This is a genomic window from Mycobacterium asiaticum (assembly GCF_001668675.1).
Lineage (GTDB): Bacteria > Actinomycetota > Actinomycetes > Mycobacteriales > Mycobacteriaceae > Mycobacterium > Mycobacterium asiaticum_D.
On the sequence record NZ_LZKQ01000135.1, the window covers coordinates 1 to 14,327 of the forward strand.

A 14,327-nucleotide genomic window follows, 5' to 3' on the forward strand; every position below is an offset into this window, starting at 1 on the left:
GCTTCACCGCCGGCCCAGTGGACGCCTTCGGTGACCCCGCCGCGGAACGTTGCCCAACCCCCCGAACGGGGCTGGCGCAGGAGGAGCGGGCGACTCAGCCTGGGTCGGCGATGGCGGAGCCGTGGGTGGGGGAGGCGGCGCCACGCGCGGTGGCTGAGGCGCCGGCGGAGGAGGTGGCGGCTGAACCGGTCGGACGGTCGTCGGCCGCGGCGGGCCAGGCGGTGCAACCGGTGGCGGTGGAGCCGGCGGAGCCGCCGTATCCGGCTGGTCAGGCCGTATGCGGTTTCGCAGGAATTCTTGAGGCTGGTTCATGGGCTCCTCAGGTATAAAGGTGACTCAACCGTCGCGCTAGGGTCGATTGCGGAGTTCCCGAAGTGAGAAGCCCCACGGTCGGCGGTGAAACGCAATCGGATTCCCATAAGTATTGTGCAAACTCGCTGCGGGTGGCGGTGTGAAGTGACCGGCACCGCGGATACGCCTGTGCTGCGGTCACCGGCGACTTTGCTGCCACCACTTATTGCGCGCGGTGTTGCCCCTGTGACTGGTGCGCGCAGCTCTCCACCCGTCTGCGGGCCCACCGTCAGCAAACTTACTCCACGCGCACGGGCCGGACTGCGATCCGCGCCACAGTGGCCGAGAATGGGCTCTGACCGGGGGTCATGTCGCATGTCTGTCAATCGCTGGTAACAGCGAATTTACGGCCGTGCCAGTTCGCAAGCTACTATTGGAAGTTGGCATGTCAGGCGGTTTTTGTCATATCGTTTTACGACTTGTCGGAACTCGGGTCCAGGGCCGCCGTTCACCGCTGCACGGATGAATCCCTGACCGGACTATCTCCGCTTGGCGGACAGCCTGTCGACGAGACCGAAGGGGTTCAGCCCGCAACCTCCGGGGGCGGGGTCGTCGATCCGCAAAGCGGCCGTGCAGAAAGTCTGCTGAAGGGTTAGGTGGGAATGACGCCACAGCGCGTCGGGCTGTACAACCCCGCGTACGAACACGATTCGTGCGGCGTGGCCATGGTCGTGGATATGCACGGCCGGCGTAGCCGCGACATCGTGGATAAGGCGATTACCGCGTTGCTCAACCTGGAGCACCGCGGTGCGGCCGGTGCCGAACCGCGCAGCGGTGACGGCGCGGGCATCCTTATCCAGGTCCCGGATGCCTTCCTGCGCGAAGTCGTGGACTTCGAGCTGCCGGAACCGGGCAGCTATGCCACCGGCATCGCGTTCCTGCCGCAGTCGTCCAAGGACGCGGCGGCGGCGTGCTCCGCGGTGGAGAAGATCGCCGAGTCCGAAGGTCTGCAGGTGCTGGGCTGGCGCAACGTGCCCACCGATGATTCGTCGCTGGGCGCGCTGTCTCGCGACGCGATGCCCACCTTCCGTCAGGTCTTCATGGCCGGCGCCTCCGGTATGACGCTGGAACGACGTGCCTACGTGGTGCGCAAGCGCGCCGAGCACGAACTCGGCACCAAGGGCCCGGGTCAGGACGGCCCCGGTCGCGAGACGGTGTACTTCCCGAGCCTGTCCGGGCAGACCTTCGTCTACAAGGGCATGCTGACCACCCCGCAGCTCAAAGCGTTCTATCTGGACCTGCAGGACAACCGGGTGACCAGTGCCCTGGGCATCGTGCACTCGCGGTTCTCCACCAACACCTTCCCGTCCTGGCCGCTGGCGCACCCCTTCCGTCGGGTGGCGCACAACGGCGAGATCAACACGGTGACCGGCAACGAGAACTGGATGCGGGCCCGCGAGGCGCTGATCAAGACCGACGTTTTCGGCACCGAAGACGACGTCGAGAAGCTGTTCCCGATCTGCACTCCCGGCGCCTCCGACACGGCACGCTTCGACGAGGTGGTCGAGCTGCTGCACCTGGGCGGGCGCAGCCTGGCCCACGCCGTGCTGATGATGATTCCCGAGGCGTGGGAACGGCACGAGTCGATGGACCCGGCCCGCCGGGCGTTCTACCAGTACCACGCCTCGCTGATGGAGCCTTGGGACGGACCGGCGTCGATCACCTTCACCGACGGCACCATCGTCGGCGCGGTGCTGGACCGCAACGGTCTGCGCCCGTCGCGGATCTGGGTGACCGACGACGGCCTGGTGGTGATGGCGTCGGAGGCGGGTGTGCTGGACCTCGACCCCGCCAAGGTGGTCAAGCGGATGCGGTTGCAGCCCGGCCGGATGTTCCTGGTCGACACCACGCAGGGACGCATCGTCGCCGACGAGGAGATCAAGGCCGAACTGGCCGCCGAGCACCCCTACCAGGAGTGGCTGGACAAGGGCCTGGTGCCGATCGACAAGCTGCCGGCCAACAAATACGTGCGGATGCCGCACCACCGGCTGGTCATGCGGCAACTGGCGTTCGGCTACACCTACGAGGAACTCAACCTGCTGGTGGCGCCGATGGTCCGCACCGGCGCCGAGGCGCTCGGATCGATGGGCACCGACACCCCGATCGCGGTGCTCTCGAAGCGGCCCAAGCTGCTCTATGACTACTTCCACCAGTTGTTCGCCCAGGTGACCAACCCGCCGCTGGATGCCATCCGCGAAGAGGTGGTGACCAGCCTGCAGGGCACCACCGGTGGCGAGCGCGACCTGCTGAGCCCGGACGAGTACTCCTGTCACCAGATCTCGTTGCCGCAGCCGATTCTGCGGAACTTCGAGCTGGCCAAGCTGATCAACCTCAACCCCGACGACGAGGTCAACGGACGCCCGCACGGCATGCGGTCCAAGGTCATCCGCTGCCTGTACCCGGTCGCCGAAGGCGGCGCCGGGTTGGCCGCCGCCCTGGACGAGGTGCGGGCGGAGGCGTCGGCTGCGATCGCCGACGGCGCACGGGTGATCATCCTGTCCGACCGCAACTCCGACGAAACGTTGGCACCCATCCCGTCGCTGCTCGCCGTCGGGGCCGTGCACCACCACCTGGTGCGCGACCGCACCCGTACCCACGTGGGCCTGGTCGTCGAATCCGGCGACGCCCGCGAGGTGCACCACATGGCGCTGCTGATCGGTTGCGGCGCCGCCGCGGTCAACCCCTACCTGGTGTTCGAATCGATCGAGGACATGCTCGACCGCGGCGTGATCGACGGGGTGGACCGCAAGACCGCGCTGAGCAACTACATCAAGGCGGCCGGCAAGGGCGTGCTGAAGGTGATGTCCAAGATGGGCATCTCGACGCTGGCGTCCTACACCGGCGCCCAGCTGTTCCAGGCCGTCGGCATCTCCGAGGAGGTGCTCGATGAGTTCTTCACCGGATTGGCTTGTCCCACTGGTGGTATCACCCTGGACGACATCGCCGCCGACGTGGCGAGTCGGCACGCGCTGGCCTATCTGGACCGTCCGGACGAGCGCGCGCACCGCGAACTCGAGGTCGGTGGTGAGTACCAGTGGCGCCGCGAAGGTGAGTACCACCTGTTCAACCCGGAGACGGTCTTCAAGCTGCAGCACTCCACCCGCACCGGTCAGTACTCGATCTTCAAGGAGTACACCCGGCTGGTCGATGACCAGAGCGAGCGGATGGCGTCACTGCGCGGTCTGCTGAAATTCCGTGCGGGAGTGCGTCCGCCGGTGCCGATCGAAGAGGTCGAACCCGCCAGCGAGATCGTCAAGCGCTTCTCGACGGGTGCGATGAGCTATGGCTCGATCTCGGCGGAGGCGCACGAAACCCTCGCCATCGCAATGAACCGGTTGGGCGGCCGGTCCAACAGCGGTGAGGGCGGCGAGGACGTCAAGCGCTTCGAGCAGGATCCCAACGGCGACTGGCGCCGCAGCGCGATCAAGCAGGTGGCGTCGGCCCGGTTCGGAGTCACCTCGCACTACCTGACCAACTGCACCGACATCCAGATCAAGATGGCGCAGGGCGCCAAGCCCGGTGAGGGCGGCCAACTTCCGGGGCACAAGGTGTACCCGTGGGTGGCGAAGGTGCGGCACTCCACGCCGGGCGTGGGCCTGATCTCGCCTCCGCCGCACCACGACATCTACTCCATCGAGGATCTCGCGCAGCTGATTCACGACCTCAAGAACGCCAACCCGTCGGCGCGGGTGCACGTGAAGCTGGTGTCGGAGAACGGTGTTGGCACCGTCGCGGCGGGCGTGTCCAAGGCGCACGCCGACGTGGTGTTGATCTCCGGGCATGACGGTGGCACCGGCGCGACCCCGATGACATCGATGAAGCACGCCGGCGCGCCGTGGGAGCTGGGTCTGGCTGAGACGCAGCAGACGTTGCTGCTCAACGGTTTACGTGACCGCATCGTGGTTCAGGTGGACGGTCAGCTCAAGACCGGCCGGGACGTGATGATCGCGACGCTGCTCGGCGCCGAGGAATTCGGTTTCGCCACGGCGCCGTTGGTGGTGGCCGGCTGCATCATGATGCGGGTCTGCCACCTGGACACCTGCCCGGTCGGTGTGGCCACCCAGAACCCGGTGCTGCGCGAGCGGTTCACCGGCAAGCCCGAGTTCGTCGAGAACTTCTTCCTGTTCATCGCCGAGGAAGTTCGGGAGTACATGGCGCAGTTGGGCTTCCGCACCATCAACGAAGCCGTCGGCCAGGCCGCCGCCCTCGACACCACCCTGGCGCGCGCGCATTGGAAGGCGCACCGGCTGGACCTGACCCCCGTGTTGCACGAGCCCGAGTCGGCGTTCATGAACCAGGACCTGTACTGCAGTTCGCGCCAGGACCACGGTCTGGACAAGGCACTCGACCAGCAGTTGATCGTGATGAGCCGGGAGGCGCTGGATTCCCAGAAGCCGGTCCGGTTCTCCACCACGATCAGCAACGTCAACCGCACCGTCGGCACCATGCTCGGCCACGAGGTAACGAAAGCCTATGGCGGCCAAGGGTTACCGGACGGAACCATCGACATCACCTTCGAGGGATCCGCCGGGAACAGCTTCGGCGCCTTCGTGCCCAAGGGCATCACCCTGCGGATCTACGGGGACGCCAACGACTACGTCGGCAAGGGTCTGTCCGGCGGCCGGATCGTGGTGCGGCCCTCCGACAACGCGCCGGAAGGCTATGTCGCCGAAGACAACATCATCGGCGGCAACGTGATCCTCTTCGGCGCCACCAGCGGTGAAGCCTACCTGCGCGGCGTGGTCGGCGAGAGGTTCGCGGTCCGCAATTCCGGCGCGCACGCCGTGGTCGAGGGCGTGGGCGATCACGGGTGTGAATACATGACCGGCGGCAGGGTGGTCATCCTGGGCTCCACCGGCCGCAACTTCGCCGCGGGCATGTCGGGTGGCGTGGCCTACGTGCACGACCCCGACGAGAAGCTGCCCGACAACCTCAACACCGAGATGGTGGATGTGGAAACCCTAGACGAGGAAGACACCGAGTTTTTGCACGGCATTATTCAGGCACACATCGATGCCACCGATTCCGCCGTCGGCCAACGCATTCTGGCCGACTGGGCCAATCAGCAGCGCCACTTCGTGAAGGTGATGCCGAGGGACTACAAGAAGGTGCTCGAGGCTATCGCCCAAGCCGAGCGGGACGGCACCGACGTCGACAAGGCGATCATGGCGGCGGCTCATGGCTGATCCGTCAGGTTTCCTCAAGTACACGCATCGGGAGTTGCCCAAGCGGCGGCCCGTTCCGTTGCGGTTGAAGGACTGGAAAGAGGTCTACGAGGAGTTCGATGTCGGGACTCTGCGCGAGCAGGCGACCCGTTGCATGGACTGCGGCATCCCGTTCTGTCACCACGGTTGCCCGCTGGGCAATTTGATCCCGGAATGGAACGACCTGGTGCGCCGGGGCCGTTTCCACGACGCAATCGAGCGACTCCACGCGACCAACAACTTCCCCGACTTCACCGGCCGGTTGTGTCCCGCGCCGTGTGAGCCGGCGTGCGTGCTGGGCATCAACCAGGAGCCGGTGACGATCAAGCAGATCGAGCTGGAGATCATCGACCGGGCCTTCGAGGAAGGTTGGGTGGAGCCGGTGCCCCCGCACTGCGAGACCGGCAAGTCGGTGGCCGTGGTGGGCTCCGGTCCGGCTGGTCTGGCCGCGGCGCAACAGCTGACGCGGGCCGGGCACAAGGTCACCGTGTTCGAGCGCGAGGACCGGATCGGCGGACTGCTGCGGTACGGAATCCCCGAGTTCAAGATGGAGAAGCGCGTCCTGGACCGCAGGCTCGAGCAGATGGAGGCCGAGGGCACCGAGTTCCGGGCCGGCGTCAACGTCGGTAAGGACCTGACCGCCGAGCAGCTGTTGGCCGACTTCGACGCGGTGGTACTGGCCGGCGGGGCGACCGCCTGGCGCGAGCTACCCATCCCGGGCCGCGACCTCGACGGCATCCACCAGGCGATGGAATACCTGCCGTGGGGCAACCGCGTGCAGGAGGGCGACGACGTACTGGGTCCGGACGGCGAGCCGCCCATCACCGCCAAGGACAAGAAGGTCGTCATCATCGGCGGCGGCGACACCGGTGCCGACTGCCTGGGTACCGCGCACCGTCAGGGCGCCGCCAGCATCCACCAGTTCGAGATCATGCCGCGACCGCCGGAAACCCGTGCATCCTCGACCCCGTGGCCGACCTACCCGTTGATGTACCGGGTCGCGTCCGCGCACGAAGAGGGCGGCGAGCGGGTGTTCTCGGTCAACACCGAGGAGTTCATCGGTGAGGACGGGCATGTGTGTGCCCTCAAGGTGCACGAAGTGACCATGGAGGACGGCAAGTTCGTCAAGGTCGAGGGGTCCGATTTCCAGCTGGACGCCGACCTGGTGCTGCTGGCGATGGGTTTCGTCGGTCCGGAGAAGCCGGGGTTGCTGACCGATCTCGGCGTGAACTTCACCGACCGCGGAAACGTTGCCCGCGGGGACGACTTCGAGACGTCGGTGCCCGGTGTGTTCGTTGCCGGCGACATGGGCCGCGGTCAGTCGCTGATCGTCTGGGCGATAGCCGAGGGACGGGCCGCGGCGGCCGCCGTCGACCGGTTCCTGATGGGCGCGACGGCGTTGCCTGCACCTATCAAACCGACCGCGGTGCCGCTCCGGTAGTCACATCAGTCACACCTGAAACATTTGATATTGCTTCGGCGCGTCGGCTGACGTTTGCCAGACGGCAGGTGTCTAATAGCTGCTGTGGGCTTCGTCACACACGGGTCGTGACACCAGCCCCGGTTGCGTTGAACGATCGCAGGAGTGATGACTGTGCACATGAATCCAGTTCCCCGGTCGAAGATGGGGCGAATCGCCTGGTCATTGTTCCGGCACCCGGTCAAGAGTCGTGAATTCCCCGCCCGCAACGAACGTCTGGTGACAGCGGAAGAGATGATGCGGTTCGCGGTGTAACCCGGGATCACCGGACAACGCGGTAGCTTCCCGGCGCCGGATCGGTTTGCTAGTCCGACAACAGTCCGGAATCCCGGACCGCCTCGGCCAGAGGTTCCAGCACCTTGGGGTCATGCGGCGGCGGCAGGTAGACGATGCCCAGGTCCAATCCCACCGATCCGAGTGCTGCCGCTTCCTCGATCAGTCGTCCGAAGTCGTGGTCCTCGCCCAGCCGCAGGTGGGCCGAATGGGTGATCTCTTTCGGGTCGCGACCGATGTCCGCGCAGCGGGCGGCCAGGACGTCTCGCTTCCGCGCGAACTCCTCGGGCGTACCGCCGGCGAAGTTCCAGTGCTGTGCATACCGCGCCGTCAGCGGCAGCGTGCGCTTCTCCCCGCTGCCGCCGATGCAGATCGGCGGGTGCGGACGCTGCGGGCCCTTCGGCTCGTTGCGGGCGTCCTTGAGCTGGTAGAACTTGCCGTCGAAGTTCGTGGTCTCCTCGCTCAGCAGGCTGATCAGCACCTGGCAGGCCTCCTCGAACCGGTCGAAGCGTTCCCGGATGCTGCCCAGTTCGATGCCGTAGGCCCCGGACTCCTCCTCGTTCCAGCCGGCGCCGATGCCCAACTCGAGGCGGCCGTTGGAAATGATGTCGAGCGCTGCGGCCATGTTGGCCAGCACCGCGGGGTGGCGATAATGGATGCCGGTGACCAGGGTGCCCAGCCGGAGCCGGTTGGTGGCCTGCGCCAACGCCGTGAGCGTGGTCCAGCCTTCCAGGCACGGACCGGTGGAATCGCTGAAAATGGGATAGAAGTGGTCGAAGGTCCATCCGGACTCGAAGATGTCGATCTCGTCGGCGGCCTGCCAGACGGCCAGCATGTCGGGCCACGTGGTGTTCTGCGGTGAGGTCTTGAAAGCGAATCGCATGATTTCGACAGTAGGCGGCGTTTCCTGGGGGTTCCTGTGGCCCCAGTAAACTCGGGCTGGCAATGACCATCGGACTTGACACCAAACTCACCCTGCTGGCGGCCGGCCTGATCTTTTTGTTGGCGCTCGGTCTCGGAGTGTGGAAATACCGGCAGATCATGGTGTCCGAGAACCATCAGGCACACCCCTACGTGGACATCGCGCACCGTGCCGCGCTGCTGTATGCGTTTGCCACGTTGCTGTTCGCGGCCTTCGTCGAACTCAGCGCGTGGCCGGTGTGGGTGAACCTGGTGGCGACGATGGTGGCGGTGTTCTTCTTCGTCGCGGCCATCGGCAGCTACATCCTGCACGGAGCGCGCCGCGACACCGAGAACCAGTTCGACCCGCCGGTGCCGGGCACCCGGTTGGCGATGGCTGCGCTCATCGTGGGTGAGATGGGCGGTTTCGCGGTGGTGCTGGCCGGCTTCGTGGTGGGTCAGCTGCTGTGATGGATCCGGTCACTGCCCTGCGTCAGATCGCCTACTACAAAGACCGCAGCCGGCAGGACCCGCGGCGGGTGATGGCGTATCGCAACGCCGCCGACATCATCGAGCGCCTCGACGAAGCCGCGCTGGAGCGGCACGGCCAGGCCAACAGCTGGCAGACGATTCCGGGCATCGGACCCAAGACGGCCAAGGTGATCGCGCAAGCCTGGGCCGGTCAGGAGCCCGACCAGCTCGTCGAATTACGCGGCACCGCAGAAGATCTCGGCGGGGGAGAAATCCGTGCCCAGTTACGCGGCGACCTGCACCTGCATTCCAACTGGTCGGACGGGTCGGCGCCGATCGAGGAGATGATGGCCACCGCCGCCGCGCTCGGTCATGAATACTGCGCGCTGACCGACCATTCGCCGCGGCTGACCATCGCCAACGGCTTGTCTCCGGACCGGTTGCGCAAGCAACTCGACGTGATCGACGGCCTGCGAGAGGAGTTCGCGCCGCTGCGCATCTTGACCGGGATCGAGGTCGACATCCTCGAGGACGGCAGCCTGGATCAGGAGCCGGAACTGCTCGAACGCCTCGACATCGTGGTGGCCAGCGTGCACTCCAAGCTGTCGATGGATGCCGCGGCGATGACCCGGCGGATGGTCCGCGCCGTGTCCGGTGGTCAGGCCGACGTGCTCGGTCACTGCACCGGCCGGTTGGTCTCGGGGAACCGCGGGATCCGGCCGGAGTCGAAGTTCGACGCCGAGACGGTATTTACCGCGTGCCGCGACCACGGCACCGCCGTCGAGATCAATTCCCGTCCCGAGCGGCGGGACCCGCCGACCCGGCTGCTCAACCTGGCCCGCGACATCGGCTGTGTCTTCAGCATCGACACCGACGCGCATGCGCCGGGTCAGCTGGATTTCCTGGGCTACGGCGCACAGCGCGCGCTGGACGCCGGCATCCCCGTGGAGCGGATCGTGAACACCTGGCCGGCCGAGCGGCTGCTGGAATGGGCCCAGTCAGTCGGGTAGCTGCGGCATCTCCAACCCCGGGTCACGCCCGACCAGCACCGCGCGAGTGAGCGCGGACTTGCCGTAACGGCGGTGCACCGCGTCGATGGCGGAGTCCACCGCGGGTGAGTCGCCGTCGAAGGGCAGCATCAGCTGCTGAGCGCCGCTGCGGTCGATCCCGGTCACCGCGAAACCCACCAACGTGAGCCCCTTTTCGGCGATGAGCGGGGCCGCCGAGGCGACCAGCCGGCGAGCTGTGGTGAGGATGGGCTGGGTCGACGAGGTCGCCCACGGCATGGTCTGCGATCGGGTGGCCCGGGTGAAGTCCTCGAAGCGCAGCCGCAGCACCACGGTGCGTCCGGCGCGACCCGCGGCCCGCATCCGGCCGGTGATGCGGTCGATCAGGTTGACCACCACCGCGTCGACTTCGGCCGCCGACAGCGTGCTGCCCCTGCGGCCCAGGGCCCGCTGGGCGCCCACCGACCGGCGCCGCACCCCGGTGCTGACCCGGCGACGGTCGATGTTGTGGGACAGCCCGTAGAGCTGACGGCCCATCGCCTGGCCCACCATCGAGGCAAGCATCTTCTCGCTCAGCTCGGCGACCTGCGCCACCGTCGTGATGCCGTGGGTGTGCAGCTTCTCGGCGGTCACCGCTCCCACGCCCCACAACCGTCGCACCGGCAACGGGTGTAGGAAGGCCAGTTCCTCGTCCGGCGGCACCAGCAACAAGCCGTCGGGCTTGGCTTCCTGGCTGGCGACCTTGGCCAGGAACTTGGTCCTGGCGATCCCGACGGTGATGGGCAGCCCGACCCGCTCCCGCACGTCGACGCGCAACCGGGCCGCGATGTCGATCGGCGGTCCGCAGGCCCGCCGAAGGCCGCCGACATCCAGAAAGGCCTCGTCCACCGACAGTGGTTCGACCAGCGGAGTGCAATCCCGAAACACCTCGAACACCGTATCGCTGGCCTTCGAGTAGGCACTCATGCGCGGTGGCACCACCACTGCGTGTGGGCACAGCCGGCGCGCCTGCGAACCGCCCATCGCCGTGCGCACCCCGTATGCCTTCGCCTCGTAGCTGGCGGCCAGCACGACGCCGCCGCCGACGATCACCGGACGGCCACGCAAGCCCGGATCGTCCCGCTGCTCGACCGACGCGTAGAACGAATCCAGGTCCGCGTGCAGGATGGACGCCTCACATCGCACGAACATATGTTCGCACGCCGGTCCGACAGTCAGCGCCGGTCGCTGTAGATGCTGCTCACCCAGACATGCACCAGGGTGTCCATCACTCGTGCTTCCGGCACGGACGGCTGTTCGGCCGCAAAGGAGGCGAACAGCGTCCGCTCGTTCATCAGGTTGAGCGCCGTGGCCAGTTCATGGCTGGGCAGGGTGTGCGGGGCGGCGCCACGCTCGCGTTCGGCGTCGATACCAGCGGCCGAAAACGCGATCCACTTGTGCATGAACGCCGACCAGAGTTGGCGTATCTCCGGGCTGGTGTCCCGGGCCGCCATGCACGCCCGGGTGACCGCCTTATGGGCACCGAACGTCTCGAAGAACACGTTGATGGCCAGCCGCCAGCGATTGTCGCCGTTCTCGGCCAGCTGCTTGCCGAGCGCTTCGAGCGCAGCATCGGCCGTGTTCACCACCCGGTCCAGCAGCGTGAGCAGGACCGCTTCCTTGGACGGGAAGTAGAAATAGAAGGTGGGCCGGGAGATGCCGGCGCCCCTGGCCAGATCGTCTACCGAGATGTCGGTCAGCGATCGTTCCTCCAGAAGCCGTTCGGCGGTGGCGAGGATGGCCAGCTCCCGGTCATCGCCCGACGGTCGCGCGCTGCGCCGCCCACGGGGGAGCGGGACTTTGCTCGCAGGGGTGGCCACCCCGGCAGCGTACATCGTGTTGAGTTTCTCAACAGATTGTCGACGACGAAACCGGCAGCGGGATCAGGGCAGCCCGTCGAACCCGTCATAGCCGAGCAGTGTGCCGCTGGTGCCACCGTTGCCCGGGGCCCCCGTTCCGGCCGCACCTCCGGTTCCGCCATTGCCGCCGTTGCCGCCGTTCTCGATGAGCACGGCATCGCCGCCGGCGCCGCCGTCCCCACCCGCGCCCGCGCCGTCCGGGCTGCCGCTGCCACCGCTGCCGCCAGCTCCGCCGTTGCCGATCTGACCTGCCTTGCCGCCGTTGCTGCCATTGCCGCCGGCATCGAGGCCGTACCCGCCCGAGCCGCCGTCTCCGCCGTCACCGGAATACGCCCCAGCGTTGCCGCCGGCACCACCGTCGCCACCGGCGCCGGCACCGCTGGAACCTCCGCTGCCACCGGCTCCACCGGCACCGGACAGCGTGCCGCCGTTGCCGCCGGCGCCGCCGGCACCGCCTTGCATGGCGCCGTACCCACCGGCGCCCCCGATCCCGCCGCCGCCGAACAGTCCGCCGGACCCGCCGGCGCCGCCAGCTGCTCCAGTCGCCGGACTGGCGCCGCCGCTGCCACCCGCGCCGCCGCTGAGGCCGAGGAGCCCAGCGGCGCCACCGGCGCCACCGGCCCCGGCGACCTGACCGAGTCCGCCGGCACCGCCCGAGCCGCCAGCGCCGATGAGCACACCCGATCCGCCGGCCCCGCCGGCTCCCGCGTTGCCCAGCGGGCTATGGCCGCCGGCGCCGCCCGAGCCGCCCTCGTCGAACAGGTTGGCAGCCCCGCCGGCCCCACCGTTGCCGCCCTGGACATCGCCGCCACCACCGTCCCCGCCGGCGCCGCCGTTGGTGAACAGCCCGGCAGCGCCCCCGGCGCCCCCACTGCCTCCGGTGTGCTGACCGAGCTGACCTGTGCCGCCGTCTCCGGCAGCGCCCACCAGTCCGGCCGCACCCCCGGTTCCGCCGTCACCGCCGATATAACCCGCACCGCCGCTACCGCCGCGCCCACCTTGGAGGCCCAACGGGCCGGCGGCCCCGCCGTCGCCGCCGGCGCCTCCGATTCCACCGGCTAGGCGCAGGGACTGTCCGCCAAGTCCGCCGGCACCGCCCGCACCGTATGGACCGCCGGCGCCGCCGTTGCCGCCCCTGCCGGCCGCCACCGTCGATGCTGGGCCGGCCGTACCGCCGCTCCCGCCGGCGCCGCCGGATCCGAACCAGAGCCCGGCGTTGCCGCCGGACCCGCCCGCCCCGGCGGCACCCGCGGACAAGCCGGTCGACTCGCCGCCCGCGCCTCCGGCACCACCATTGCCGAACAACCCGGCGCCGCCGCCGATCCCGCCGGCCTGACCGGTGGTGCCGGAACCGCCGGAGCCGCCCGCGCCTCCGTTGCCGAATAGCCACCCGCCCGGTGTGCCGTCGGCTCCTGAACCCGCAAGCCCGTTGATCCCATTGCCGATCAGCGGGCGCCCCGTCAGCGCCTCGCTGGGCCCATTGAGCGCGTTGAACAGTCCCTGCAGCGGGCCGCCGGATCCGAGGTTGCCGATAGTGCCTGGTGTGGCTCCGGTGCCCTGATTTCCGGCGTTGCCGGCAGTGCCGATCAGTCCCGCGTCCCCGCCGTTGCCGCCGTTGCCGCCGGTGCCTCCGGTGGCCGGACTGTCGCCGCCTGCTCCGCCGCTGCCCGCATCACCGAAGAATCCTGCCCTGCCCCCGGTGCCGCCGTCGCCGCCGAGCCTGCCGAAGCCACCCGCACCGCCGGCGCCACCCGCGCCGCCCAACAGACCGGCATTGCCGCCGGCGCCGCCGGCCCCGCCGATGCCGCTGAAGGTGTTGTCGTAGGTGCCGCTGGAACCACCGGCCCCACCGGCGCCGCCGGATCCGAACAGGATTCCGCCGTCGCCGCCCGCGCCGCCGGCGCCCGCCCGCTGCCCCTGGGAGCTGGCGTTGAAGCCGCCGTTGCCTCCGGCGCCACCCGAACCGAACCAGCCGCCGCTGCCGCCACTGCCGCCGTCGCCGCCCGCGCCGGTCAGCCCCGCGCTGCCGCCGTTGCCGCCGGCACCACCGGTGATCCCGAAGAGCCCCGCCGCACCGCCGCGGCCGCCCGCGCCGCCGATGTCCTCGGAGTACCCGCCCGTTCCGCCGCTGCCGCCCCAGGTGAACAGGCCGCCGTCCCCGCCGGCCCCACCCGCGCCGCCCTGGGCGCTGCCCGCGCCGCCGGATCCGCCGACCCCGCCAGCGCTCAGCAGTCCTCCCGTTCCACCGGCACCGCCGGTGCCGCCTATGCCGCCGGGCGCGAGGGCCACGCCGCCGTCACCACCGTTACCGCCGGCATGGAACAACCCGCCCGCTCCGCCGGTGCCGCCGTCGCCGCCGCGCAAGCCGTAGCCACCGAGACCGCCGTCCCCGGCAATACCGAAGCTCCCTGCGGCGCCGCCGGTGCCGCCGGCGCCGCCCGCAGGGCCGAAGCCGCCGTTGCCGCCGGTGCCACCGTGCGCACCCAACAGTCCGGAGGCGCCGCCCGCGCCACCGGCCCCACCGATGCCGCCTACGTCGTTGCGGGCGAACCCGCCGCTGCCACCGGCCCCGCCGCTGCCGAACAGTCCGCCCGTCCCGCCAGCGCCGCCGCTGCCGGCCGCCAGAACCGACGCGACGCCGCCCGTTCCGCCGCTACCACCGGCTCCGCCGGTCCCGAACAACCAGCCGCCCGCGCCGCCGGTGCCACCGTGCGCACCCAACAGTCCGCCCGCGCCGCCGGCC

The 14,327-nt window shown here is 69.0% G+C and carries 8 protein-coding genes and 1 pseudogene; 5 read left to right on the forward strand and 4 right to left on the reverse strand.

Annotation, left to right across the window (positions count from 1 at the left end):
- The 3 genes and pseudogenes from A9X01_RS31865 to A9X01_RS11655 form a co-directional block, all read left to right on the forward strand.
- A pseudogene (locus A9X01_RS31865) lies at positions 1-329 on the forward strand (hypothetical protein); the annotation flags it as partial.
- Positions 330-953: 624 nt separating this feature from the next.
- Positions 954-5,537 (forward strand): glutamate synthase large subunit, encoded by a 4,584-nt coding sequence (gene gltB / locus A9X01_RS11650; protein ID WP_065120932.1) that lies wholly within the window; start codon positions 954-956, stop codon positions 5,535-5,537.
- Positions 5,530-6,996 carry a glutamate synthase subunit beta gene (locus tag A9X01_RS11655; protein WP_065120933.1) on the forward strand — a complete coding sequence of 489 codons (1,467 nt, stop codon included), beginning with the start codon at positions 5,530-5,532 and terminating at the stop codon, positions 6,994-6,996. Before gltB ends, A9X01_RS11655 begins: the two co-directional genes overlap by 8 nt.
- Before the next feature lie 343 nt (positions 6,997-7,339).
- Here A9X01_RS11655 and A9X01_RS11660 read toward each other — a convergent pair whose 3' ends face one another.
- Positions 7,340-8,191, reverse strand: coding sequence for an LLM class F420-dependent oxidoreductase (locus A9X01_RS11660; RefSeq protein ID WP_065120934.1), 852 nt, complete (start codon positions 8,189-8,191; stop codon positions 7,340-7,342).
- 62 nt (positions 8,192-8,253) lie between these two features.
- Here A9X01_RS11660 and A9X01_RS11665 point away from each other — a divergent pair, with 62 nt between their 5' ends.
- Both A9X01_RS11665 and A9X01_RS11670 read left to right on the forward strand, forming a co-directional pair.
- Positions 8,254-8,679, forward strand: a complete 426-nt coding sequence (locus tag A9X01_RS11665; RefSeq protein WP_065120935.1) for a hypothetical protein — start codon at positions 8,254-8,256, stop codon at positions 8,677-8,679.
- A complete protein-coding gene (locus tag A9X01_RS11670; RefSeq protein WP_065120936.1) occupies positions 8,679-9,689 on the forward strand; it encodes a PHP domain-containing protein in 1,011 nt (336 codons plus the stop codon). Before A9X01_RS11665 ends, A9X01_RS11670 begins: the two co-directional genes overlap by 1 nt.
- On the opposite strand, the gene dinB is transcribed toward A9X01_RS11670, so the two are convergent.
- From dinB to A9X01_RS30480, 3 genes are all read right to left on the reverse strand, one after another.
- Positions 9,678-10,877, reverse strand: a complete 1,200-nt coding sequence (dinB, locus tag A9X01_RS11675; protein WP_065120937.1) for a DNA polymerase IV — start codon at positions 10,875-10,877, stop codon at positions 9,678-9,680. The genes A9X01_RS11670 and dinB overlap by 12 nt on opposite strands.
- Before the next feature lie 23 nt (positions 10,878-10,900).
- Positions 10,901-11,545 carry a TetR/AcrR family transcriptional regulator gene (locus A9X01_RS11680; RefSeq protein WP_253849088.1) on the reverse strand — a complete coding sequence of 215 codons (645 nt, stop codon included), beginning with the start codon at positions 11,543-11,545 and terminating at the stop codon, positions 10,901-10,903.
- 63 nt (positions 11,546-11,608) lie between these two features.
- Positions 11,609-14,074: a PE family protein gene (locus tag A9X01_RS30480; protein ID WP_436405261.1), complete on the reverse strand. Its 2,466-nt coding sequence runs from the start codon at positions 14,072-14,074 to the stop codon at positions 11,609-11,611.
- Positions 14,075-14,327 lie beyond the last annotated feature (253 nt).

Bases quoted from the DNA above. Each gene is read 5' to 3' on its own strand.
- gltB (WP_065120932.1), top strand. From the start codon at position 954: ATGACGCCACAGCGCGTCGGGCTGTACAACCCCGCGTACGAACACGAT.
- A9X01_RS11655 (WP_065120933.1), top strand. From the start codon at position 5,530: ATGGCTGATCCGTCAGGTTTCCTCAAGTACACGCATCGGGAGTTGCCC.
- A9X01_RS11660 (WP_065120934.1), bottom strand. From the start codon at position 8,191: ATGCGATTCGCTTTCAAGACCTCACCGCAGAACACCACGTGGCCCGAC.
- A9X01_RS11665 (WP_065120935.1), top strand. From the start codon at position 8,254: ATGACCATCGGACTTGACACCAAACTCACCCTGCTGGCGGCCGGCCTG.
- A9X01_RS11670 (WP_065120936.1), top strand. From the start codon at position 8,679: ATGGATCCGGTCACTGCCCTGCGTCAGATCGCCTACTACAAAGACCGC.
- dinB (WP_065120937.1), bottom strand. From the start codon at position 10,877: ATGTTCGTGCGATGTGAGGCGTCCATCCTGCACGCGGACCTGGATTCG.